Raw genomic sequence first — 22661 nt, forward strand, 5'->3', positions numbered from 1 at the left:
ATATAAACACGCTAAAAAGTCACATATTCCGGCACAGTCACAAAAATCGAGTGACGAACTTCGTTAAACAAGGCTTTACTGCAATGGCCTTCGCCTTCTGTATCCTCTAGCAAGACAACATCACCCGCGCCAAACTGACGGGTTTCCCCGGACGATACTTTAAACTCACAACGACCTTTGATGATGAACAATAATTGACGCTGCGGTGCTGGATGCCATTTGAAATCATAATCACTAGGCGTTTCACGGAAGATCATCTCACCCGCTGGAAAACGCTCCGACAAAAAGCCAATTGGACCACCATCGCGGACATCTATCGTTAAATCACCAAAGTGACTCTTGCCCTGATCATCGTTAAAAATGCGCGTAAATTGCATCGAATATTCCTCTATTTGCCGTAATTCTATTTAGCGTAGTAATAAGCGTCCATGCAATTCAATTGGCTTGCGCATTGTCTCGTTCCTCGACACGTCAGCGCCAATTAAATGCATTGAAGCTTTTAACCGAAGAAGGCTAGCCCCCAGAATAACGTGAAAGCGATTCTTCGAGCTTGCTCGGGGAGCGAAACGTTACTGGGGAGCTACTTTCGCGTACACTCGCGAGCGAGGCGTGATTCTGAATAGCCCCACAAAACCGTTAGGCCAAACTCTGTAATGTCTGGCTAAGCACCGCTAAGGTTACGGCCACATCTGGTGTATCAATGGCTTCCGCTGGATGATGACTAATGCCTTTATCGCAACGCACAAACAACATGGCCACAGGACAAATATCGGCAATCGCCATAGCGTCGTGTCCCGCTCCAGAGAATAGAGTATGTACTGGGATATTTTGTGTTTCGATAGCATTGCGTAGCACGCTTTGCAATTTGGCATCACAATGCACAGCGTTGGCGGCATGAGTGGCTTTGCGTTCAATACGCACATTACGACGTGCAGCAATGGCTTCTAATTCTAGCAATATTTCGTCGAGAGCTATGTCGCGTTTGTCATCAAATTCGCTGCGGATATCGAGAGAAAATCCCGTGTTACCAGAGATGACGTTCACGCCATTGGGACGATTTTGAATACGTCCGACAGTGGCAACAATGCCGTGATTCTGTGCGACTTTTTCCACTGCAAGAATCATCTCACTGCTCGCACAAAGGGCATCTTGACGCAGATTCATCGGTACTGTGCCCGCGTGCCCCGCCATGCCAGTAATGTTAAATTCAAAGCGTTTTGCCCCAGCGATGGCACTTACCACGCCAACGGGCAAATCCAGATTTTCTAACACCGGCCCTTGCTCAATATGCAGCTCAAGGTAACCCAGTAAGTTGTCGGTTGCGATAGCGGCATTGGGAATGCTCGCAAAGTCCGAGCCGAAATATTTAAGCGCTTGCGATAAGCTAATGCCGTCGCTGTCTTTTACATCCGCCCAGCTCGCTGGCCATTGGCCTGTCAGTGCTCGACTGCCTAACAAGGTCGAACTAAAACGCGTGCCTTCTTCGTCACCAAATCCCACCACATCAAGGTGAAACGGCAGACGAATACCGGCTTGGTTCATCGCTGCGATCAAGGTCACAGGCGTAATCACGCCTAACATGCCATCATATTTGCCGCCATTTGGCACAGTATCCAAATGACTACCCATGATAAAACGCGGTGCCTCTGGGTTAGCGGCTTGCCAGCGTCCCCAAAGATTCCCCGCTTCATCCTGCCAGGTTTGCATACCTGCGTCTTGCATCCAACCGCCCACCAATCCATTGGCTTGCTGATGTTCTTTGGTGAGATAACGACGATCTAGGCAAGTGTCGCTTTGACTGATTTTGCCCAGTTCGTCGCAGCGGTTCATGACCAACTGAGCGAGTTTGTTATAATCAATCTTTAGACTGTCAATTCCTAGACCACCATTCATTACTTTTCTCCACTGTAAACGGCCATCGCCGCATCCACTGCCGCGCCTGCTGGTAACGCAAACCCTGCACGACGCAGCACGGTTTCAAGCGACTGCAATGTATGCAACACCGCGTCTTGGCGAGCGTTATAACCCATGGTACCAATACGCCAAACCTTGCCTTTTAATGGGCCAAAGCTGGTGCCGATTTCAATGTTAAAAATGTTCAGCAGATCATGGCGAATTTTTTCGCCATCAATGTTGTCAGGAATATACACACCCACTACGTTGGTCATCTTGTGTTTCAAGTTACCAAATGGCTTCAATCCCAAGGCTAGAACGCCTTGTAGCATGGCCTCGCCTGCTAACTGATGACGCTGAATTACCGCATCTTGGCCTTCGTTAAGTAGCTGAATCGCACATTCACGAGAACCAAACAACATGGTTGCGGCTTCCGTATGATGGTTCAAACGCTCGTCACCCCAATAATCCATGATCATTGGCAAATCAAAATAGTTCGAGCGAATACGCATACCAGACGAACCTTGGTGATGCGCATCACGAATCCCCGCTTCCACATGAGCACGTTTGCGTACACAAGATACAAAACGATCGCTTAAAGTAATCGGCGCACTGCCCGATGGGCCGCCAAGACATTTTTGCAATCCCACCGTCACAGCGTCGATTTTCCACGCGTCCACTTCCAACGGATTACCGCCGATAGACGCCGTCGCATCGGTGTAAAACAACACATCGTGAGCGCGACAAATCTCGCCTAGCTCTTCTAATGGCTGAAACATAGTGGTCGACGTATCGCCTTGTACAATCGCCAATAATTTTGGCTGTACTTTTTTGATCGCGTCTTCGATTTGCTGTGGATCAAAGACTTCGCCCCAAGGCACTTCGATGGTGTGAACCTCGGCATCGGCACGTTCGGCAATTTCCGCCAACAAATGACCAAAGCGACCAAAAATAGGGATCAAGACTTTATCGCCCGGTTCTAAACAAGACACCAAAGCCGCTTCGATGCCAGCACGAGAGGTACCATCGATCAAAAAGGTTTGCTGATTTTTGGTATTAAACACGCGACGATACAGTTCCATGACTTCGTTCATATAGCTGGTCATGGTGGGATCGTATTGCCCCACCAACTGAGTCGACATCGCCGTCAACACACGCGGGTAACAGTTAATCGGGCCTGGGCCCATTAATAGTCTGGGTGGAAAAGAAAGTGGCTGCATGAATAATCTCCTAACCTAACACTTGATAAAGCATTTTTACGCCAGTGAAAATCAACACCACAGCGAAGACTTTCTTCAATTTAGCGGCGTCTAAACGTTGGGCTAATCCCGCGCCAACGGGGGCAAACAATACCGTCAGCGGAATAATGCAGGCGGCGCCAATCACATTAACTAATCCCACGGTTCCGTAAGGGGAATCTTCTGGGCTTTGACCGAAGGCCAACATAATAAAAGCGGCAGGCAAAGAAATAATCAAACCTACTGCAGCGGCCGTGCCCACCGCACGGTGTGCTGGATAATTACAAAAAGTCAGCATAGGAACGGTTAACGTACCACCACCAATGCCCACCATAGAGCTGAAAAAGCCAACACAGCTGGCCATCACGCCTTGCCCTGCTGTACCGGGTAACGATTTGAACAGACTGTCTTTTTTACCTAACAGCATATTGAGCGCCGACAAGGTGGCGATAATACCGAACAGTAACGTCAGCCATTCGCCATCAACGCGTGTCACGACAAAGCTGCCGACCATCACGCCTAAAAAGACAAAAAAGCCCCAGCGTTTCAATAAGTCGAAATCCACATTGCCTTTGGCGTTGTGAGAGCGAATCGAGCTGATCGACGTGGGAACTATGGTGGCCAATGACGTTGCCGTCGCTACCAACATAGCCGTATCCGCGCTCACGCCTAACCCTTGATACAAGAAAAACAACACCGGCACGATAACAATACCACCGCCAACGCCTAACAAGCCGGCTAAAATCCCGCCCACCACACCCGTGGCCATCATGGCGAGAATCATGGAATAGTTTTCCATTATGAATGACATCTTTCTGTTTGCTCCTAAGTGAGATTGTTACGTAAAAAAGTATGACTAACGAACCGTGCTATTAACGCAAAGCACCACTAATGGCAGAACCATCACTGCGTGGATCCGTCGCCGCATCGGTATGACCGTCTTGATGCAGCACAACCGCACCAGCGTGACCCATTAATTCATTACACGCATCGACGATCACCAAATCGTGTCCACGTGCGACCAATTCTTCGGCGGCGATATCAGCAAAATCTCGTTCGATTCTTAAGTTATGACTGACATCACCCCAGGTTCGACCAAGCAACCAACGACCTTCGCTGATAGCTTGATCCAACGGCAGATTGTGATACACATAACGACTAAACAGGGCAGCTTGCGTCTGTGGCTGACCTTCGCCACCCATAGTGCCGTAACTCATACGACGACCATCGTTTAATTCGGCAAAAGCCGGATTCAGCGTATGGAAAGGTTTGAGGTTCGGACCAAGCTCTTGTAGAGAACCTTTTTGCAAAGCAAACGACGAGCCACGGTTGTTCCACACAATGCCAGTGGCAGGACTCACTACGCCGCTGCCAAATTCCCAATACAAACTCTGAATGTAGCTGACCATGCGGCCTTCACTGTCACACGCGCCCATCCAAATGGTGTCGCCCTGTTTGGCTTGATGTGGCCAAGGTTGCGCACGCTCTAAGGCAATCTCGTGACACATTTTTTCCAATTGCTCATCATCCAGCAAAGACGCCAAATCCATGGCTAAACGCGATTCGTCGGTGACAAATTGATTACGGGCAATAAAGGCTTGCTTGGTGCATTCAATCAACAAATGCGCCATGTCGGTGGCGGTTTTACCCTGTGTATAAAGCTTGTCATACAAGGCCAAAATCAATAAAGACGCGATACCTTGCGTCGGTGCAGGCAAATTATACAGAGTGCCAACGCTGGTTTTGACCTGCAAAGGTTCTACGCGTTTTGCCTGATAAGAATGAAAATCCGCCAAGCGAATCGGCGAGCCTGCGCTGGCTAAATCTTTCGCCAAACGTGTGGCAATATCACCATGATAAAAATCGTCTAAACCTTTTTCAGCAAGTTGTTCTAGTGTTCTTGCCAGTACTGGCAAGGCCAACATATCGCCTTGTTCGTAGATGCCACCAGCGTTTAAAAATGCCTCAGCGAAACCCTGCACACTGACTAAGTCAACAAAGGTTTTCTTACTGGCGTCAACGTAGGTTTTCGTCGCCTCACTGCCGTTTTTCGCCAATTGAATCGCATCGTCAAGTAGGGTTGATAACGGTAAGTTTTGTGCGTTGGAGGCGGTTTGCCATTCTTGACTCACTGCTAAGGCTTCTTGCCAACCAGCAACAGCGCCAGCCATAGTCAAAGCGGCCTTCCCACCACGAGCGGGAATGCTGTCGTGACCGCTGTAAAATTCCAGTGTCGCTAACTCCGCCGCTTTACCAGACGCATCAATGCCAACTGGTGTTTTTTCAGGCTCACTGATCAACCAAAAACCGTCGCCACCCAAGCCATTCATATGCGGATACACCACGGCTATCGTCGCCGCTGCAGCCACCATGGCTTCTATCGCTGTACCGCCTTGCTCAAGGATTTTTTGTCCCGCTTCTGTGGCTTTAAAGTGCGGTGCCGTAAAAGCGATCGTATTTTTATTCATCTTGTTATCACTCTCAAAAGGTTACTCTAAAAAAGGTTCGTTAAAACCTAGCGCAATAGGGTTTTTGCAAAACGAATGAGCGCCAAATCAGAGCCTTTTGAGCCGATTAAAGACAAGCCGCACGGCGCGCCGTCTAGGGTACAGACGGGCAAATGCAACTGTGGCAATCCGACTAACCCGGCTATAGCGGTTATGTCCATCAGCTGATTTCGATAGGTCGCTAGCACATCCTCATTGGCGTTCAACAAGGGCGCTATACCAGGTGTAGTCGGAATAATCAGTACTGTATCTTGAATTGCACTTTCTAACCAATCGCTAAAGTGCTTCCTTTGCTGTTTCGCAGCCGCCACATCGACTTCGGAAAGGGTTTTACACCAGTCAAAGCGCAATTGAATATCGGGGGCGAAAACCGCTCGGTCTTTGTCTAAACCGGCAACTTCATTGACCCAATCACCATGTTCCTGCCAAATTTCCGCGCCTTGCAAGGTACGAAATGTCTCACTGGTTTTCCATGCTATTGTGTCTATCACAAGCGAGGCTTCATTTAACAAACGGCCTTGTTCACGCCATGTTTGTAGCTGAGCTTTTAACTCTTTTACATGGGCCACTTGACCCATTAAATTCATAGCAATCAAGACGTTAGTAAATTCTTTTGGTAGCTTACTTTTCAACAGAATACTGGCGGTTTTTTCTAAAGTGTTTAGATCTTTAGTCAGCCAACCCACTGTATCGAAAGAAGGCGCAAGCGCCACCATATTATCAACGGGAATAACACCATGCGTCGGACGTAATCCGAATAATCCGTTGTAACTTGCAGGCACACGAATCGAACCGCCAGTGTCTGTGCCTAAACCAATATCAGCAAGGCCTGACGCCACCGCCACCGCTGAACCCGATGACGACCCGCCTGGGAGACGATCGGTTGTCATCGGATTTGAGGGTGTTCCGTAATGAATATTTTGGCCATTCAGGCTATAAGCCAACTCGTCCGTTATAGTTTTACCGCAAAAATTTGCCCCTGCATTAAGCAAAGCAGCGACACTTGACGCGGTTTTTGTCGGAATAGGATGAGTGGCAAGCCAAGTCGGATTACCCGCAGACGTCGGCAGCCCCGCCATATGAAACAAGTCTTTCACCGCCAAACGTAAACCGCTTAACGGTAAAGCATTATCAGTGACCGCAGACTCACTCCAGACGGCGTTGGAGAGTGTCAAAAAAGGATTGTCTACCATGAAATGTTTCATATGCCCTCCACTTGATTAATACATATGAAACAATCGTTTCAACAACCTGTCAACTGAAACAAAAAGAAATTCTTTTTTTTCTGCAAAAATGTCGCAAACAGTGTGGGTTAGTTTCTTTTAAAAAAATTACGGTTCGAGCTCATCCAAATCTTCATACAATGCCGAAATCGCCTGCGTCTGACGGCCCGCCGCATCACCCAGAAAACCAAACACGCGATTGCACAACATAGAGATTAGACTCATTGGCGCGGCATAACTGTCGAACGGGCTTTCATTACCAAGATGGCAAACGAGTACATGAGAGACTTGTTGATTATAAATCTGTCCCGTTGGGTCAGTAATCAACACCGTCGTTCGGCCTTGCAAGGCTTCAACGATTTTTTTGAATTGACGAGTACGGCGCCTAAAACCCAATAAAACAATCACTTCATCATTGAGAATATCGTGTAGATCTTCCCCTAATGTTTGACCCGGTTGCGGCAGCAAACGAACGGAATGACGCACTTGTTGCAACTGCTGACGAAAATGCAACGCCAACGGATACGCATTACGAAAACCAATCAAGGTGACGCGTTTCGCATTGGCCAAGCGCTCGCTGATCTCGTTCAGGGTATCTGGTCGCAAGCCTTCAAAGGTCAAAGACAAGTTTTTCAGCTCTTGCGCCGTTTGATCCAAGGACGAACCTTGGGTGAAAATCGGCACACCACTTTCGCGCAACGCCAATTGCGCCTGCTTCGCACCTTGTTGGGACTCATAACCCAGTTGACGAAAAAAACGACTCACGGTCGCTTTTGACGTATGGGTGTTTTCCGCAATCTCGGCGGAGGTTTGACTCACAATCGCCAAAGGGTTCTGTTGTAAATAGTTCGCTATGGACCGCGCTGAGGGAGACAGCGTTGGGTAAGTCTGCTCGATCAGGGATAGCACATCCTGCTTTGTCGCCACGTATTAACCTCAATTCGGAAATATTTTGCTCTACGGTAATGGATTATCATTCTGCTGCCAACTTAGATTATCGACTTTAGGCGTCTTAGAGACGCTTGCACCAAAAAATCAACTTCGCCCCATATTGGCGCACAATATAAAAACAGAACGCCCTATTTCATCGCCTGGCCTTATCGTGATCGAGCTTGATATCGAGGCACTTTCCGTCGTTTTTGCTGTGATTTGTTACACAAACCCATAATCGAGAAACTTTTGTTTCATATTGGCATGGGTGTTGCAAATTGTGTTTCAGGCATTCACAAAAACGAAACAGGAACCCCAACCATGAAAAAATTGAGCAAACTATTAAGTAAAGCTGTCATCATCGCTGCCGCTGGCTTCAGCGCACTCAGTGCCAGCGCTGACGTCTTACAAGATATTAAAGACCGTAACCTGATACGCATTGCCGTTCCTCAAGACTTCCCGCCTTTTGGCTCTATCGGTACCGATTTGAAACCACAAGGCATTGACGTAGACATGGCCAACTACATTGCTAAAGAGATGGGCGTAAAAATCGAAATCGTTCCCGTCACCAGTGCCAACCGTATTCCTTATCTACAAACCAAAAAAGTGGATTTGGTGATTTCCAGCCTTGGGAAAAACCCAGAGCGTGAAAAAGCCATCGACTTTTCCGTGCCATACGCGCCTTTCTTTTTAGGCGTGTTCGGCTCTAAAGAGGTAGCCGTGACAGACATCAGCCAGCTAGCCGGTAAGACGGTTGGTGTGACTCGTGGTTCAGTGGAAGACTTGGAATTGGAGAAAAACGCGCCTACATCCGTTAACGTACGCCGTTTTGAAGACAACAACACCACGCTAACCGCTTACTTATCTGGCCAAGTAAACTTAATCGCTACAGGTAACTTGGTGGCGGCTGAGATTGCCAATCGTCAGCCACAACATGCCCCAGAGAACAAATTCATGCTGAAAGACTCGCCTTGCTACATCGGCATGGCAAAAGGGGAAGTCGCACTTCAAGCCAAAGTGAATGAGCTTATCCAAAAAGCCCTGGCATCGGGTGAACTCAATGACATTTCCATGAAATGGCTAAAAGCCCCCCTTCCAAAAGGCTTTGGCGCTTAAGGGTTTTGTTATGTTGTATTTCTCTGATCTATTGCAATACAGCGACGTCTTCTTCAGTGGTCTTATGACCACTGTTGAACTGACCGTGCTGACCACTTTTTTGGGCGTAGCATTGGGTACAACTTGTGCGACTCTACGCCAATACGGCAATCTCGCAGGCCAACGAATCGTCTCGGTTTATGTGGAACTGATCCGTAACACGCCCTTTATTGTGCAATTATTTTTTATCTTTTTCGGCTTACCCGCCATCGGCATTATGTTATCCCCTTGGGAAGCCAGCATGATCGCTTTGACCATTAACTTAGGCGCGTACAGTACCGAAATTATTCGCGCAGGCCTTGCGAGTATTTCCAAAGGCCAAGTAGAAGCCGCGAAGGTGCTGGGCTTAAACTTTCGCCAAACACTCACTCGGGTGATTTTCATTCCGGCATTTGAAAAGATATACCCTGCACTCACCAGCCAATGCATCATTGTTATGTTGGGTTCGGCGGTGATTTCGCAAATTTCCGTGCAAGACTTAACCTACGCTGCCAACTTAGTGCAGTCGCGTAATTTTCGCGCCTTTGAAAGCTATTTGGTAACGGCCCTGTTGTACCTCGGCTTGTCTATTTTGTTGAGGTTTGCTTTCAACGCATTAGGAAAGCGCCTATTTGCTTATCGTTCGGTGCAATAAAGACAACCTCATGAGGCTAGCCCAATGATCGAATTTTCTAACTACGACATTTTGCGCAACTTATTGTTTGCGACACAATGGACGATTTTGTTGTCACTCGCGGCGTTTGTCGGTGGTACTACCGTCGCGCTCGCATTAACCGCCATGCGTTTAACGCGCAACGCAATCATGCGCACTCTGGTGCGTATGTATGTGGAATTGTTTCAAGGCACGCCATTGCTGATGCAAATGTTCTTGTGCTTTTTTGGCTTATCCATGCTTGGTTATGAGATCTCCGCTTGGGGCGCTGCGATTTTATCGCTGACATTTTTTACCAGCGCTTTTTTAGTGGAAATCTGGCGTGGCTGTATCGACACACTGCCAAAAGGCCAATGGGAAGCCAGCCGTTGTTTGGGTTTGAGCTTCTTACAAACCTTGCGCTTTATTATCTTGCCGCAAGCGATTCGCGTGGCGACAGCGCCAACCGTGGGTTTTTCAGTACAAGTTATTAAAGGTACCGCGCTGGCGTCGGTGATTGGTTTTGTCGAACTGACTAAAGTCGGCACCATGCTAAACAACGCCACCTTTGAACCCTTTAAAGTCTTTACGCTGGTCGCGCTGATTTATTTCATGCTCTGTTATCCACTGTCTTTGTACAGCAAGCATTTGGAGAAAAAATTCAATGTCTCTCGTTAACTTACATCAAGTCCATAAATACTATGGCGATCATCATGTTCTTAAGGGCATTGATCTTGATATTAAAGCCGGTGAAGTTGTCTCCATCATAGGTCGAAGCGGCTCAGGTAAAAGCACCCTATTACGCTGCATTAATGGTTTGGAACAATACCAAAAAGGTGGCATTACCCTGGATGGCAAAGAAGTCACCACAGATGACATTCAAGTACGTCGTCTTGCCCTAAGCGTGGGTATGATCTTCCAAAACTTCAACTTGTTCCCACATATGACGGTGGGCGAAAACGTCATGCTTGCACCGACCATTGTGTTGAAGAAAAGCAAAGCCGAGGCCGAAGCCACCGCTCGCGCCATGCTAGAAAAAGTCGGACTGGCTGAGAAATTCGACAGTTTCCCAGAAAAACTGTCTGGCGGTCAGCAACAACGTGTCGCCATCGCCCGCGCCCTGGCCATGTCACCCAAAGTCTTGCTGTGTGACGAAATTACCTCAGCCCTCGATCCGGAACTCGTCGGTGAAGTATTAAAAGTACTCGAACAATTAGCAAAAGAAGGCATGACCTTAATCTTGGTCACTCATGAAATGAACTTCGCCCGCGACGTAGGTAGCCGAGTTGTCTTCATGCACCAAGGCAAAGTCTGGGAGCAAGGTGATTCAAAAACCCTCTTATCCAACCCACAGACAGACGAACTGAAACAGTTTATGGGCGCCGTGCTTTAACGTTTCGGAAATCAAGGATGGAATACAGTCGAGGTATCATGACGGCCTTTAAGAAAACACCGCATGATGCCTTGGAGAATGTATCTCAAATCTTATTGGTTGATATCTCTAATGCGAATCGCCATACGCGATTTAATCGGCACCGACTTGAAGCCAGTGACAGCAGTGGCTCACCCTGTCTTTAGAGCCAGCGGCGCACTTGAGTCTTGTATTGGTGATAAGACTCAGCAAACTTTTCTTGCATAAAGCGCTCTTCTGGTACGATTTGAAAACGATTCATGTAGATAATAAAAGCGGGCAAAAACAACATAGAAACGACATTGCCTAAAAACAAACACCACCCGCATAACGCCAGTAAAAATCCTAAATACATTGGATTACGGCTGTAGCGATACACCCCACGCACCACCAAATGACTTGACTGATCCGGCACCCTAGGGTCGACCGTTGTACCGGATTTTCTAAACTGTAAAACGCCAGCAATGGCGATACAAATACCAAGCAAAACCATAGCAGCCGACCACAAGTCCACATAGGGAAAGGTAAAATGTAAATTCATCGCAATGCGCGACACCGCCCACATACCAACGGCAACGACCGCGACCAAGACAACAGGGGGAATTTTAAGCTCAAGGTTTTTCATGACACTCTCTTTTGATCATCAACAGCACCAAGCGATTTTTCCATAAAGACGTTCAGTAGTGGCTCTGGATAGCATCCCAATGGCCCACATTTTATATAGTGGACTTCCCAGAGCTTGCTTAATTGGCAGGGCTTTGTCTTTCGCACTGAAGGTGACCATTTACTCATTGCCAACATCGTGTGCTTCGACATTTTGACTAAGTTAAATAAAAATCACCAGCTCTGACAACAACGCTCAGATCAGCATTTCATAATGCTAACCTTTTTAACAGTCCACAATCCACTTCGTCATGATCCAACCCAAATACCGACGACCAAGACCATTCACCGGGGTTGAGCACAAATCCATAGTTAAGCGTTAAACCAGATTCAATCTTGATGTCACCAAGTAGAGCATCATTTTGGTCGGTGATGAGATAATGTTCGCTGACCACTTCATCGCCAGCGATTAGCTTTTCTGCGACTTTATTGGAGTAAATAAGCAGTCGAATAGGTTCAACGGATTGAATTCCAATATTGTCGCCTCCGAAGTCACCAGCTGCGAATCGAATCGGCGAGGAAACACAGGCCGCTTGGTCTTCTTGTCGATTATCTTTTTTGGCGATAAGCACACCTTTTCCAGCGATACCTCGCAGCTGCAATAAAGTCCCAACTTTCGGCGACTCGATGTAAACCACGGCTTTTACGTCATCTGAAAATGCTAAGTTACTTTCATTCGTGGTTTTTGCTTCACTGCTGCAAGCAGAAACCGACAAAAGTAGCAAAATTGAGCATAACATGGTGGATAAGTGGGGTAAGTTATTAACATCTTTCATGTTTGGCTCCTGTTTATAGCATGGGGTTATTTTGTGGATAATGTCCAAAATCGCTGTCAGGTTCACTTGGTAAGGCCAATAACATCAGCAAAACAAGCATGCCTATCGCGGGAACCAAAACCACCAGCAACCACCAAGCGGAACGGTTGGTGTCATGTAATCTACGTACAGTCAAAGACAGCATGGGTAAAAAAACTAACAAGCTATAAAGCGCCTCTTTCCATGTCGATTGAAAGACTATTTCCAACACAACAAACACAACCGAGATCAAACAGTTCACTAAAAAGAACATCCAAAACGCTTCCAATGATGCTCTTCCTGAAAATTGCGCATAACGTTTCCACGCATCAAAATACCAGTTCATACTTTTCTCCTTTGACTAATCCCGAGGGATATTGAAGGCTTAAAAGTACGTTACGAAAAAAAGATTCGCGTCCTAAATCAGGTTTAAGGACGTTCTTGAAAAGGATCTAGGACATAATAAAGATCAGAGTGATAAAAGATGGAGCCAAAATGATCGCTATTCCCTTACCTTTTGTGATTGCCATGTTGTTATCTATGTTGGCGGTTTTGTTGTTTATTCGCCGAGAAGAAACCACGCCATCGGCGTTTGTTTTTATCGCGTTATGCGCTCTAACGATAACGGTCGTTGGCTTACGCTGGACGTTTGATTATTCGTTATTTCGTTTAATTCAACCTATCTTGGCGTCTTGTATTCCCGTGACGGCCTGGTACTGTTTTTCGAGCGCTCACCAACGCTACAAACTTAAAGTGTGGCATTTATTGCCGCCTATTTTTGTCACCTTGGCGTCTTTTACCTATCCATTCTGGCGACCACCTTTGGACCCAGTTTTAACACTGCTTTATGTGGGTTATGGCGTTGCGCTGATTCATGCGTCGTTTAAAGCATCGAACCTGCCTGAACAAGTTCGTTTATCCGATATCGACAACGCCTTAAAAGCCGAACGTATTGCGGGTGCCATGCTGTTAATATCCGCCATGATTGATGGCGCTTTGGCAGTCGATTTTTCTTTTTTTGCGGGCGAACATGCGCTGATAATCCTCTCTATTGGTCATGCGGCATTACTGCCTATTCTGGCTATCAGTGTCATTATGATAAGCCTAAGTATCGCGCCCAGCGTTAACGAAGTGTCCGACCTAAATAAAAAAACACCGCTCGCAGAAGAATCAAAAGACAAGCCACAGCATCCGTTAACAGACGATGAAGTGAAAGACATAGTGCACAAAATAGACGTGCTGCTTAGCACCAAAGAAGTGTTTCTCGATCCAGACTTAACACTCGATAGACTCGCCAGAAAAGCCTGTATTCCAGCGCGTCAAATCTCCGCTGCCATCAACCAAGTTTACGGTCGCAACATTTCACAAGTAGTGAACGAATATCGTATTGAACGAGCCAAAACACTGCTGCTCTCAACCGACAAAGCCATCACCCAAATTTATATGGATTCAGGCTTTCAGACGAAGTCTAACTTCCATCGAGAGTTTTCACGCGTAACACAACAGACACCGAGCGCCTTTCGGCGCGCGAGTATGAAGAGTTAAGACGTTTTGAGAAAGTGGATGATGTCTTGATACATCATTTGATGAAGTTCATCCCGAGATCGTTCATTACCGTCTTGGCAAACAATGCCATCGCCCGGTTCTTCCTCTTCTATCATTTCAATGGCGCCGGGCTTGCAAAGCTGCATAAAGCTAAAGTGCGCCGCGTCTGGATAGACAATGTATTCACGATTATTTGAGGGGATATACTGCGCGAGAAAACCTGACTCTTCCGCTTGTGGTAAATCGCCAATATCGACACCCGCCGCAAGGATCAAGGTAGGAGTGGTTAAGGCCTGTAAACTCTGACGTGACAAGCTTCGCGCCAAGCCCAAATCCAAAGAAATAACTCGCTTGATTCGCTCATCTTTTAAGCTGCCAGTTGGCTCGCCAGTTTGAGCTCGATCCAAACCCAATTCAGCCGTCAAACCACACACACGGGGGCTGTCTTTAAAAGCACATTCTTGCTTTAGCTGATCACGATCAAATTGCGCGCCAGCAAGCTGCATCACAGTCCAACCGCCTAATGAATGGCCAATAGCGGTGATGTTGTCGGCACCGATATTTGACAGTAGATAAGACTCGTTTAAAAACCAATCTAACAAACGCGATATATCCTTTGGACGTTGCCACCACTGAGTCGCCGCTTGCACGGAATGATCAAAAGAGGTGGTACCGGGATGATCAAGCGATGCCACAACAAAACCGTCTTGTGCCAACTTCGTGGCGAGCCAATTTTGATTACGCCAGTTGCCACGATAACCATGAGAAATCACTACTAGAGGAAACTTACCCGCCAGCGGCGTTCCAACTCGTACCACATCGGTTCCCAAAAACGCCGCATTTTCCGCGATTCTTTCAGTGGGAAATGTCGTCTGTGATGGGTACCAAACACTGGCTTTTAACGGCCTATCGCTTTCTGTGTACAATTGAACCTGATCAAACCCTACCGCATACGCCAAGGTATTCGTGGCCCAACAGGTAACCAATAAGATGAAACTCGCAAATCCTCTCATGATGTCGCTCCTCTTCAAGGTACTTTTTAAAAAAGTCACTATGAAAGGAAAATATTGGCAAAGCGTCCTAAAACAGGATTGAGGACGTTATGAAACCGGATAACTGTCTTCGAAATTAGGCAAACCGCAGTAAAGCGTGCTAATGAACAAGCGTTTGCTGCACTTAAAGGACGGATTGCTCTAGGTTCCGATGCGAACTTAACCATAGTCGACCTTAACGCTAAACGAGAAATCCGCAGCGATTGGATCGCTAGTGTCAGCGGTTGGACACCCTATCATGGCAAAACCATAACAGGCTGGCTAATTCATACCATAGTGGGCGGACAACTTGCCGTAGAAAATGAAAACTTGATTGGAAACCCCGTAGGGACAGTTATTCGCCTTATGCCCATGGTTTTGTAATGTCGGTGGTTATTGCTTGGTAAACATTTATAATGAGTGCTGTTCCCATCTACGACGTTGCTAAAAGGTTTTCTAATGGATAAAAACGCGCTGAATACGTTAAAAACGCTGACTGGTAGCCACCTTTTCCGAGAGGCAACGACGGTGCCGATCGACGAAGACCGTTTTGTTCAATCTGAAGCCATAAAGCGAGAGTGGGAAGAAAACAACAAGTATTGCGGCTTAGGAAAGTTTGCGGCGATTGTGGCTTTGGGCTGCGTTATTATTCGGTTGTTAATGATTAATCCAAAGCCTTTATTTGAGTTGGTCCCCATCTATGTATATTTAGGGGTGGTGGTTTCGATGGTGCTTGGGTATGTGGTTATTTTATTTTTCGCCTTGGCATTCGGTTTTAAAGCGCGCAAAGCGACACGGAAAAAATCCTTAAAAGCACACTTTGAGGCAAGTGGTGTGGCTTTTTTTGAGCGTCTTGACGATTTTTCCGTGCCAGCCATCAGGAAGGTCAATGAGGATGTACAACTCGCAAAAGAAGGCGATGCCGATGCACTTTATCGACTGTCTGAGACTTTATTGAGTGGTAAAGTACTCAAAGCGAATTATAAAATGGCGGTTTCATTGGCCGCGCTGGCGGCGGAGTTAGGCAACAGCCGCGCGGGGCTGATTGTCGCAAAAGCGTTTAATCATGATCTCTATGAAAAGTTAAACCACCACCCTGATAACGCTAACGCCCGTGATATTCAAAAAGATCTCGCGCTCTATATCACCTGGCTTCAAAAAGCCTCGCAGCTTGGCTCTTACGAAGCAACGAGACGATTAAAAGAAATGGGAACAAAAGCGACAGATAAGGTGACGCCCTGCTCGGCACAAGACGTGATTAATACCGTGCTCGACACAGAGCTATAGCGACAAATCGGCCAGCCGAAAGGCGGCTATTTTATGCACTTCACTCATGGCTCGATCAAATTCAGTTTGCAAGTCGTTGGGCATTCTTGATTCAAAACCTGCCAGAATCTGCTCTTTAGTGGCCCCTTTAACGGCCATGATGAAAGGGAAACCAAACTTGCTATGGTATTGGTCGTTTAACTGCAAGAAGTAGGCGAGTTCTTCTTGCGAACACTGATCCAGCCCCGCCCCAGATTGTTCAGATTTTGATGCTGGCGTCAACGAACCAGACAACGCGGCTTTTCCTGCGAGATCAGGATGGGCGCGTAGTAGCAGCAATTTTTGTTCGTCGGTACTTTGGTCCACAATGCCGCGCATAGCGGTTTGAATCTTTTCCATGTCATTAAAATATTCACTTGGATGCTCAGATTTCTGTCGCCATAATTGTTCTGCGACCCAAGATGAATGCTCGTAAACACTGGCGAACAAAGCAATGAACGCCGCTTCGTTCAGTTGACTACAGCTAACTGACGGATGGTGCATAATAGGACTCCAAATCCAGACGTTTTGCGCCACATAAACACATGGCATAAATATTGAACCCGATGAAAGCGTATTCTTGAATACATTTCACTGGCTAACACGTTACTTGCAAAAAACAGGCAAGCTAAGCCATCTTTTTTATATTTTATAGGGTAAAACAATGGGCTACTTAACCACTCACATTTTAGACACTACCAAGGGCATCGCTGCAGCGGGCGTAAAAATACACCTTTATCAGCATGGCGCCGATGGCCAACGACGTCTTCTTCACAGCACTGTGTCCAATAACGATGGACGTTGCGATCAGCCCCTGTTGCAAGCGGATCTCTTCTCTGTGGGGGTTTATGAGCTGGAATTTGCCATTGATGAGTATTTTTCTGCTACTGACCCTAAACAAGAACACGAGCCGTCGGCTCCCCACTTTTTAAACACTGTGGTGATTCGCTTTGGTATCAACGACGAAAACGCCCATTACCATATTCCTCTGTTGGTCTCGCCTTACTCTTACAGCACCTATCGTGGCAGCTAACAAGCTGTCATCAGACCATAGCCTAAGACGTGACGAGCCACAATAGCGCAAAAAACCAACACGCTGCACCAAGATAATTCAATTTCTGTCCTATCGGTCAAAGTAAAAACTGTCTCGCTTTTTACTTTGACGATGCTTCCATCAGTACAGCCTCCTAAAACAAAGGTTTCGCAGATTAAAATTCAGGTTCATTTGTTTCATGGCCTGTTTATTGCCTTTTACTCCATTAACAACATCCACAAAGCTCACAGCAACGAGCTCAGACATTCAGGAGTAAGGCATGAAAGCACTCATTATCGGCGCGGGAATCGGTGGCATGTCAGCGGCGGCAGCGTTAAAACAACAAGGCATCGAATGCGCTATTTTTGAAGCGGTAAAAGACATTAAACCTGTTGGCGCCGCATTGTCGATTTGGTCTAACGGTGTCAAATGTATGAATCATTTGGGCATGGGTAGCATCATGGACGAACTGGGGGGGCCTATGCACAACATGGCTTACCTCGATGGTTTAAGCGGAGCAGTGATGACGAAGTTTAGTCTCGCGCCTCTAGTGGAGGCCGTAGGTGAACGTCCCTGTCCTGTATCGCGCGCTGACTTACAAAGCCAGATGATCGATTGGTGGGGGCGCGACAGCATTCAGTTTGGTAAGCGCATAGAAAAAGTCGAACAAAGCGACACCGGCGTTACAGCGTATTTTACCGATGGCACTCAAGCATTTGGAGATTTTATGGTCGCCGCCGACGGCACACATTCAGCGGTGCGTGCTCATGTGCTGGGCTATCAAACGGAACGCCGCTACGCCGGTTATGTTAACTGGAACGGGCTAGTGGCCATAGACGAAAGCATTGCACCTGGCAACCAATGGACAACCTTTGTGGGTGAGGGCAAACGCGTTTCCATGATGCCAATTGCCGATGATCGCTTTTATTTCTTCTTTGATGTTCCACTGCCAACCGGACTGGCACAAGACAGAAGCACAGTCGTGAATGACCTGACCGGTTATTTTGCTGGCTGGGCTGAACCGGTACAAAAACTGATCGCAGCGATTGACCCCGACACCACAAACCGCATCGAGATCCACGACATCGAGCCGTTTGATACCTTGGTAAAAGGCAACATCGCCCTGCTTGGTGATGCCGCGCACAGCACCACACCAGACATAGGCCAAGGCGGCTGTTCAGCACTGGAAGACGCCGTTGTCCTTGGGCAATGTTTTAGCGCGGAAGCGAAAAACGTATCAGGCATGCTTGCGGCACTGAAAAACTACGAAGAAGCGCGCCGCCTTCGCGTCAAAGATTTGGTACTAAAAGCCCGCAAACGCTGCGACGTCACTCACGGCAAAAACATGCAAGAAACCCAAGCATGGTACGACGAACTCAGACGCGAAACAGGCGAAAACATTATTGCCGGCTTACGTACCACCATCTTAGAAGGGCCTCTTGCGTAACTTGTACAATCGGCACCCTACTCTCACTGTTTAAACTGCCATTGTGGTAGTTGGGTGTCTGGGTGCGATAAACGAATAAGGTCGGCTTGATAAGTGGTTTCTATTTGGTTTCCTTTGCTGAGTTGACTCGGCGTGCCATTAAAAGTGACTCGACCTTTTTCTAGAAGAACCAGATTGTCACCATACAGGGCAGCAAGATTAATGTCGTGCAAGATACAGAAGATTCCCAGACCTTTTTGAGTGAGTGTTTTTAAGAGTCTTAATACCTTTTGTTGTTGATGAAGATCCAATGCAGAAATGGGTTCGTCTAAAAATAGGTATTTTGGCTCTTTCGTATATTTGTCTTGGTTTGAATTTGGGTCTGCATACAGCTGCACTAGGACTCTGGCGAGCTGAATACGCTGTTGCTCACCACCCGACAAATTGGCGTAGCGGCGGGGCTCGGTGTCAGCCATGCCAACATCCATTAAGGTCTCATGTATTAAGGCATTGGCTTGTTGATCAGACAAAGACCATGGCGCGAGCCCTAGCGATACCACTTCTTTGACGGTAAGGGTAAATGGCATGTGTATCTGCTGGGTCAATACCGCGCGTTTTTTAGCTAGATCTGCCAATGACCAATCCGCCAAGGGTTTATTATCTAAGTGGATGTGTCCGTTATCGGCGTGAAGCGCTCCAGAACAGCATTTTAATAAGGTGGATTTTCCCGCGCCATTAGGGCCAAGAATGATGGTCAGTTGGCCCGGTTGGATAGACAAAGACACTTGATCCAATAGGGGTTTTCCAGATCGGCCGAGAGAAAGTTTGTTAACGGTTAACATTAGCTGGTTGCTCGAATATTTTTTAACAGTAGCCATAAAAAGAATGGGCCGCCAAGTAGGCTGGTGACCAGACCGACAGGCAATTCGGCTGGAATAACCAAGACTCTGGCGAAGGTATCTGCACTGGTGAGTAGGCTAGCGCCCAGTAACGCCGAACAGGGAATCACGATGCGGTTATCCGCGCCGAACATCATGCGAATTAAATGTGGCACCATGAGACCAATGAAACCAATCAGCCCGGTGAATGCCACGGTAACGCCGACACATAAGGCCACAACGGCAATAAGTTTCACCTTAAAGCGTTCCACATCCAAACCCAAATAGCGGGCCTCTTCTTCCCCAAGTAATAGCAAATTCAGGTTTTTCGATTGACGCCAAACGTAGCAGAGCAAAGGCAGCAGAATGCTGGCGACAACGGCGACCTGTTCCCACCTTGCGCCACCTAAGTTACCCATTGCCCAAAACGTCAACGCGCGTAATTGTTCATCGTTGCTTAAATAAGTCAGCAAACCCGTTGCAGAACCAGACAGTGCATTGATAGCAATGCCCGCCAACAATAGATGCAAAACAGAGACTTGGCATTTGTGTTTAGACAACTGGAAAATGAGCCAGCAGGTTAATACCGCCCCTAAAAACGCAGCGCCGCTCTGCATATAGGACTGCGCCCAAAGAGGTAAACTGCCCGAAAATGGGTTGAGAACAATCAAGATACCAACAAAGACAGAGGCGCCAGATGAGACCCCCAGCAACCCAGGGTCAGCCAGTGGATTACGAAACAAGGCTTGCATTAATGCACCAGACACCGCCAATGCCGCGCCGACCAACACCGCCATGAGCAATCTAGGAAGCCGAACCGTCATGAGAATTTGCTTGTCTATCTCGCTCATAGAGGAAAAGAGTACGTCTTTCCAAGCGATCGAATACGCGCCCTGCGTTAAAGCGAATAACCCGACCAGACACAAAATAGCCATCAACATTGGATACGGGATATGAGAATATGAATGAGATTTCATGGCACCCATTCTTCAAGCTGATGATGCAGAGATTGGATTGCCTGCGGTGTCCTTGGCCCAAGTCCTAAAGCAAGCAAGGCGTCCAGTGATAGAAGACGTTGAGCTTTGCCAGCGGGCGTGGCGAGCATACCGGGCAATGACCAGATAGCGCGCTCTCCAACTTGGCTAAGACCTTGTTGCGTGACCACTATGGCGTCTGGCTGCGCCCGCAAAATGGCTTCGGGAGTTAACGTCTTAAAACCGTTTATGCTGCTAACTGCATTGGTGGCCCCCGTGAGTCTAAACAAGGTGTCTGGGGCGGTATTCTTGCCAGCCACCATTGGCGCACCGCCTATTTGCAGTACAAAGAGTAAACGTGGTGGGCGTTGTTGCGCCCATTGTTCAGGTATCTTTAATTGATTAAACGCCTGTTCCACTTGGTGGACCACGCTTTTTCCTTTTACTTCTTGATTTAACGCCGTCGCCACTTGGGTGATTTTATCCAGTATGCCTTGTTGCGTATCGGGAGCCTCTATGGTCACTAGATTCATGCCCGTATCTTTTAGTTGTCGTAACACTGTGGCCGGCCCAGCGGCGGGGGTGATCAACAAGGTATCTGGGTGTACACTGAGCACGCCCTCTGCGGATAAGGTCCGTTGATAACCTACTTTAGGCATCTGATCCGCCGCCTCTGGATAAATACTGCTGGTATCACTGGCCACAAGTTGAGATTCGGCCTCTAGCAAGTAGACAATTTCGGTGATGGTACCGCCAATACTGACAACCCGTTGTGCCGCATTCGCGCCGGTAGACATAAGCCCCGCCAACAAGGCTACCCATAAGACGCGAGAAATATGACTAGAGCGCATTACTCGTCTCCTGTCGCTGTTTGCTCTGTTGGGCGTGCGGACGTTTTTCGATGAAATGGCTACTTTTAAGGGAATGACTTTCTTTCACCGCGCTGACGATTTCTCGCCATAATGGCAGCTCTGGTTGACCCGGTTTGCGTTTGCCAAATAACGTAACAATGGAATCGCCGTTGGCGTTGAACGCTTCAATTGATGTAATAAGACCGTCACGGCTAGGGCGCTCGATCACCCACGCCTCTGCAATTTGATCGACTCTTAGATGAAGGTTGAATTTAGGATCCAAAACATTAAACCACGGACCTTGGATAAGTAGTTTATGAACACCACCAGAGTAAATTTGAATAGCGCCCGCATTGCCAACAAACACCATGATCTCAGCGTTTTTAGCCTCGGCTTGAGTAAGGGCATGGGCAAGGCTATCTGATGTTAGTGAGGTTGCCCAATGTGAACCGATTTGAGCCAATGCCTGAGTACGAGAAAGCCCATGTTTCTTTAGCATGCCATGGTATTCATGGACATCGTTTAAGCGAGCCCAATCGGCTGCGAAAGCTGCTTGATCAAAGCCTTCGGGCAGCTCGGTTGGTGTGGTTTGTGGCCTTGCTTGAATAAAGGTTGGGAGCTCTGGGTTGGTGTCTTTGAACGCTTCAACAAGGCGTTGCCATTCATCATGGTTGGACGCTTCGGTGCGATATACTTTGTGAACAGCCACACCGTGCTGATTGAAAAACTGCAGGCTGTGGCGACCATTTTCAAGCAGATAAAAAGCACAATGCCATTGACCGATGAACAAACGCAAGTCGATGTCTTTGGACAAGACTAGGCCGGTTTTCCTTTCTTCGTCAAATTGGAAACTGTGGTAAATGCCTGTCGTTTCATGGACCGCTTGGTCGTTGCGGGTGATGGTCATGACATCGCCGACGTTTTTCAGCTCAGCAAGTAGAAGATGAAAAGGCGCACGCAGTCGCCAAGCGTCTATATCTTGCCGACAAGCCACTAAATCCCCTTCGGTGATGTTGAGCTCTTTGGCAAGCTCTCGGGCTCGTAAGGTTGAGCCTGCGGCAACCGCCGCTTGGTATTGAGAATAAGCAAAATGCGGGGCTTTATTTATAGGTAATGTTTGAGACATTTTCATAATCCATGTAACAAGAGTGGTGTTGAATAATGGTTTTTTGT

Annotated in this window: 25 protein-coding genes; 9 read left to right on the top strand and 16 right to left on the bottom strand. The window is 47.5% G+C overall.

The features are described from left to right. Positions 1-11: 11 nt before the first annotated feature. The 7 genes from EBI00_RS10130 to EBI00_RS10160 form a co-directional block, all read right to left on the bottom strand. Positions 12-377 carry a cupin domain-containing protein gene (locus EBI00_RS10130; protein WP_123095808.1) on the bottom strand — a complete coding sequence of 122 codons (366 nt, stop codon included), beginning with the start codon at positions 375-377 and terminating at the stop codon, positions 12-14. 259 nt (positions 378-636) lie between these two features. After that, on the bottom strand, positions 637-1893 hold the full coding sequence (locus EBI00_RS10135) for an allantoate amidohydrolase (protein WP_123095809.1): 1257 nt from the start codon (positions 1891-1893) through the stop codon (positions 637-639). Continuing rightward, positions 1893-3113 (bottom strand): pyridoxal-phosphate-dependent aminotransferase family protein, encoded by a 1221-nt coding sequence (locus tag EBI00_RS10140; RefSeq protein ID WP_123095810.1) that lies wholly within the window; start codon positions 3111-3113, stop codon positions 1893-1895. The genes EBI00_RS10135 and EBI00_RS10140 overlap by 1 nt, the downstream gene beginning before the upstream one ends. A gap of 10 nt (positions 3114-3123) precedes the next feature. Next, on the bottom strand, positions 3124-3942 hold the full coding sequence (locus EBI00_RS10145) for a sulfite exporter TauE/SafE family protein (RefSeq protein WP_123095811.1): 819 nt from the start codon (positions 3940-3942) through the stop codon (positions 3124-3126). A 61-nt stretch (positions 3943-4003) separates the two neighbouring features. After that, positions 4004-5599: a gamma-glutamyltransferase family protein gene (locus tag EBI00_RS10150; protein ID WP_123095812.1), complete on the bottom strand. Its 1596-nt coding sequence runs from the start codon at positions 5597-5599 to the stop codon at positions 4004-4006. A gap of 47 nt (positions 5600-5646) precedes the next feature. Further along, positions 5647-6843 (bottom strand): amidase, encoded by a 1197-nt coding sequence (locus EBI00_RS10155; protein ID WP_123095813.1) that lies wholly within the window; start codon positions 6841-6843, stop codon positions 5647-5649. Positions 6844-6969: 126 nt separating this feature from the next. Then, positions 6970-7788, bottom strand: coding sequence for a MurR/RpiR family transcriptional regulator (locus tag EBI00_RS10160; RefSeq protein ID WP_123095814.1), 819 nt, complete (start codon positions 7786-7788; stop codon positions 6970-6972). A 324-nt stretch (positions 7789-8112) separates the two neighbouring features. Between EBI00_RS10160 and EBI00_RS10165 the strand changes: the two genes are divergently transcribed. Genes EBI00_RS10165 through EBI00_RS15995 form a run of 5 tightly spaced genes read left to right on the top strand, consistent with a single transcriptional unit; the run spans position 8113 to position 11155 of the window. Next, entirely contained in the window at positions 8113-8907 is a 795-nt protein-coding gene (locus EBI00_RS10165; protein ID WP_123095903.1) for a transporter substrate-binding domain-containing protein, read from the top strand. A 10-nt stretch (positions 8908-8917) separates the two neighbouring features. Further along, complete coding sequence (locus EBI00_RS10170; protein ID WP_123095815.1) at positions 8918-9580, top strand: amino acid ABC transporter permease; 663 nt, start codon at positions 8918-8920, stop codon at positions 9578-9580. A 24-nt stretch (positions 9581-9604) separates the two neighbouring features. Continuing rightward, positions 9605-10255: an amino acid ABC transporter permease gene (locus EBI00_RS10175; protein ID WP_123095816.1), complete on the top strand. Its 651-nt coding sequence runs from the start codon at positions 9605-9607 to the stop codon at positions 10253-10255. Continuing rightward, positions 10242-10970 carry an amino acid ABC transporter ATP-binding protein gene (locus EBI00_RS10180; RefSeq protein ID WP_123095817.1) on the top strand — a complete coding sequence of 243 codons (729 nt, stop codon included), beginning with the start codon at positions 10242-10244 and terminating at the stop codon, positions 10968-10970. Before EBI00_RS10175 ends, EBI00_RS10180 begins: the two co-directional genes overlap by 14 nt. Before the next feature lie 17 nt (positions 10971-10987). Then, the gene (locus EBI00_RS15995) at positions 10988-11155 is read left to right on the top strand and encodes a hypothetical protein (protein ID WP_158600746.1); all 168 of its coding nucleotides are present in this window, start codon (positions 10988-10990) and stop codon (positions 11153-11155) included. Here EBI00_RS15995 and EBI00_RS10185 read toward each other — a convergent pair. The 3 genes from EBI00_RS10185 to EBI00_RS10195 form a co-directional block, all read right to left on the bottom strand. Beyond that, on the bottom strand, positions 11152-11613 hold the full coding sequence (locus tag EBI00_RS10185; protein ID WP_123095818.1) for a methyltransferase family protein: 462 nt from the start codon (positions 11611-11613) through the stop codon (positions 11152-11154). The two genes, EBI00_RS15995 and EBI00_RS10185, sit on opposite strands and share 4 nt — an antisense overlap. 247 nt (positions 11614-11860) lie before the next feature. Beyond that, a complete protein-coding gene (locus tag EBI00_RS10190; RefSeq protein WP_123095819.1) occupies positions 11861-12427 on the bottom strand; it encodes a hypothetical protein in 567 nt (188 codons plus the stop codon). Between the two features lie 13 nt (positions 12428-12440). Continuing rightward, on the bottom strand, positions 12441-12791 hold the full coding sequence (locus tag EBI00_RS10195) for a DUF805 domain-containing protein (RefSeq protein WP_123095820.1): 351 nt from the start codon (positions 12789-12791) through the stop codon (positions 12441-12443). Positions 12792-12940: 149 nt separating this feature from the next. On the opposite strand from EBI00_RS10195, the gene EBI00_RS10200 reads away from it, so the two are divergent. After that, a complete protein-coding gene (locus tag EBI00_RS10200) occupies positions 12941-13990 on the top strand; it encodes a helix-turn-helix domain-containing protein (RefSeq protein ID WP_123095821.1) in 1050 nt (349 codons plus the stop codon). On the opposite strand, the gene EBI00_RS10205 is transcribed toward EBI00_RS10200, so the two are convergent. Continuing rightward, positions 13987-15003 carry an alpha/beta hydrolase family protein gene (locus tag EBI00_RS10205; protein WP_123095822.1) on the bottom strand — a complete coding sequence of 339 codons (1017 nt, stop codon included), beginning with the start codon at positions 15001-15003 and terminating at the stop codon, positions 13987-13989. The genes EBI00_RS10200 and EBI00_RS10205 overlap by 4 nt on opposite strands. A gap of 477 nt (positions 15004-15480) precedes the next feature. On the opposite strand from EBI00_RS10205, the gene EBI00_RS10210 reads away from it, so the two are divergent. Further along, positions 15481-16308 carry an SEL1-like repeat protein gene (locus tag EBI00_RS10210; RefSeq protein ID WP_123095823.1) on the top strand — a complete coding sequence of 276 codons (828 nt, stop codon included), beginning with the start codon at positions 15481-15483 and terminating at the stop codon, positions 16306-16308. Here EBI00_RS10210 and uraD read toward each other — a convergent pair. Continuing rightward, positions 16303-16830, bottom strand: a complete 528-nt coding sequence (uraD, locus tag EBI00_RS10215; RefSeq protein WP_174714918.1) for a 2-oxo-4-hydroxy-4-carboxy-5-ureidoimidazoline decarboxylase — start codon at positions 16828-16830, stop codon at positions 16303-16305. The two genes, EBI00_RS10210 and uraD, sit on opposite strands and share 6 nt — an antisense overlap. 160 nt (positions 16831-16990) lie before the next feature. Between uraD and uraH the strand changes: the two genes are divergently transcribed. Both uraH and hpxO read left to right on the top strand, forming a co-directional pair. Next, positions 16991-17359 carry a hydroxyisourate hydrolase gene (gene uraH, locus EBI00_RS10220; protein WP_123095824.1) on the top strand — a complete coding sequence of 123 codons (369 nt, stop codon included), beginning with the start codon at positions 16991-16993 and terminating at the stop codon, positions 17357-17359. A 280-nt stretch (positions 17360-17639) separates the two neighbouring features. Beyond that, complete coding sequence (gene hpxO, locus EBI00_RS10225; RefSeq protein ID WP_123095825.1) at positions 17640-18806, top strand: FAD-dependent urate hydroxylase HpxO; 1167 nt, start codon at positions 17640-17642, stop codon at positions 18804-18806. Between the two features lie 23 nt (positions 18807-18829). Here hpxO and EBI00_RS10230 read toward each other — a convergent pair whose 3' ends face one another. From EBI00_RS10230 to EBI00_RS10245, 4 genes are read right to left on the bottom strand one after another with little or no spacing between them, the layout of a single operon-like run. Next, positions 18830-19627, bottom strand: a complete 798-nt coding sequence (locus tag EBI00_RS10230) for a heme ABC transporter ATP-binding protein (RefSeq protein ID WP_158600747.1) — start codon at positions 19625-19627, stop codon at positions 18830-18832. Then, the gene (locus EBI00_RS10235; RefSeq protein ID WP_123095827.1) at positions 19627-20640 is read right to left on the bottom strand and encodes a FecCD family ABC transporter permease; all 1014 of its coding nucleotides are present in this window, start codon (positions 20638-20640) and stop codon (positions 19627-19629) included. The genes EBI00_RS10230 and EBI00_RS10235 overlap by 1 nt, the downstream gene beginning before the upstream one ends. Continuing rightward, positions 20637-21488: a heme/hemin ABC transporter substrate-binding protein gene (locus tag EBI00_RS10240; RefSeq protein WP_123095828.1), complete on the bottom strand. Its 852-nt coding sequence runs from the start codon at positions 21486-21488 to the stop codon at positions 20637-20639. Before EBI00_RS10240 ends, EBI00_RS10235 begins: the two co-directional genes overlap by 4 nt. Next, a complete protein-coding gene (locus EBI00_RS10245; protein ID WP_158600748.1) occupies positions 21478-22614 on the bottom strand; it encodes a hemin-degrading factor in 1137 nt (378 codons plus the stop codon). The genes EBI00_RS10240 and EBI00_RS10245 overlap by 11 nt, the downstream gene beginning before the upstream one ends. Positions 22615-22661 lie beyond the last annotated feature (47 nt).

Source organism: Marinomonas hwangdonensis (assembly GCF_003721245.1).
Taxonomy (GTDB): domain Bacteria; phylum Pseudomonadota; class Gammaproteobacteria; order Pseudomonadales; family Marinomonadaceae; genus Marinomonas; species Marinomonas hwangdonensis.

Coding starts and splice junctions, on each gene's coding strand:
- EBI00_RS15995 (WP_158600746.1), top strand. CDS start 10,988: ATGGAATACAGTCGAGGTATCATGACGGCCTTTAAGAAAACACCGCAT.
- EBI00_RS10175 (WP_123095816.1), top strand. CDS start 9,605: ATGATCGAATTTTCTAACTACGACATTTTGCGCAACTTATTGTTTGCG.
- EBI00_RS10200 (WP_123095821.1), top strand. CDS start 12,941: ATGATCGCTATTCCCTTACCTTTTGTGATTGCCATGTTGTTATCTATG.
- EBI00_RS10150 (WP_123095812.1), bottom strand. CDS start 5,599: ATGAATAAAAATACGATCGCTTTTACGGCACCGCACTTTAAAGCCACA.
- EBI00_RS10210 (WP_123095823.1), top strand. CDS start 15,481: ATGGATAAAAACGCGCTGAATACGTTAAAAACGCTGACTGGTAGCCAC.
- EBI00_RS10235 (WP_123095827.1), bottom strand. CDS start 20,640: ATGAAATCTCATTCATATTCTCATATCCCGTATCCAATGTTGATGGCT.
- EBI00_RS10240 (WP_123095828.1), bottom strand. CDS start 21,488: ATGCGCTCTAGTCATATTTCTCGCGTCTTATGGGTAGCCTTGTTGGCG.
- hpxO (WP_123095825.1), top strand. CDS start 17,640: ATGAAAGCACTCATTATCGGCGCGGGAATCGGTGGCATGTCAGCGGCG.
- EBI00_RS10135 (WP_123095809.1), bottom strand. CDS start 1,893: ATGAATGGTGGTCTAGGAATTGACAGTCTAAAGATTGATTATAACAAA.
- EBI00_RS10180 (WP_123095817.1), top strand. CDS start 10,242: ATGTCTCTCGTTAACTTACATCAAGTCCATAAATACTATGGCGATCAT.
- EBI00_RS10245 (WP_158600748.1), bottom strand. CDS start 22,614: ATGTCTCAAACATTACCTATAAATAAAGCCCCGCATTTTGCTTATTCT.
- EBI00_RS10185 (WP_123095818.1), bottom strand. CDS start 11,613: ATGAAAAACCTTGAGCTTAAAATTCCCCCTGTTGTCTTGGTCGCGGTC.
- EBI00_RS10155 (WP_123095813.1), bottom strand. CDS start 6,843: ATGAAACATTTCATGGTAGACAATCCTTTTTTGACACTCTCCAACGCC.
- EBI00_RS10195 (WP_123095820.1), bottom strand. CDS start 12,791: ATGAACTGGTATTTTGATGCGTGGAAACGTTATGCGCAATTTTCAGGA.
- uraD (WP_174714918.1), bottom strand. CDS start 16,830: ATGCACCATCCGTCAGTTAGCTGTAGTCAACTGAACGAAGCGGCGTTC.
- EBI00_RS10190 (WP_123095819.1), bottom strand. CDS start 12,427: ATGAAAGATGTTAATAACTTACCCCACTTATCCACCATGTTATGCTCA.
- EBI00_RS10170 (WP_123095815.1), top strand. CDS start 8,918: ATGTTGTATTTCTCTGATCTATTGCAATACAGCGACGTCTTCTTCAGT.
- EBI00_RS10130 (WP_123095808.1), bottom strand. CDS start 377: ATGCAATTTACGCGCATTTTTAACGATGATCAGGGCAAGAGTCACTTT.
- EBI00_RS10205 (WP_123095822.1), bottom strand. CDS start 15,003: ATGAGAGGATTTGCGAGTTTCATCTTATTGGTTACCTGTTGGGCCACG.
- EBI00_RS10145 (WP_123095811.1), bottom strand. CDS start 3,942: ATGTCATTCATAATGGAAAACTATTCCATGATTCTCGCCATGATGGCC.
- EBI00_RS10230 (WP_158600747.1), bottom strand. CDS start 19,627: ATGTTAACCGTTAACAAACTTTCTCTCGGCCGATCTGGAAAACCCCTA.
- uraH (WP_123095824.1), top strand. CDS start 16,991: ATGGGCTACTTAACCACTCACATTTTAGACACTACCAAGGGCATCGCT.
- EBI00_RS10140 (WP_123095810.1), bottom strand. CDS start 3,113: ATGCAGCCACTTTCTTTTCCACCCAGACTATTAATGGGCCCAGGCCCG.
- EBI00_RS10165 (WP_123095903.1), top strand. CDS start 8,113: ATGAAAAAATTGAGCAAACTATTAAGTAAAGCTGTCATCATCGCTGCC.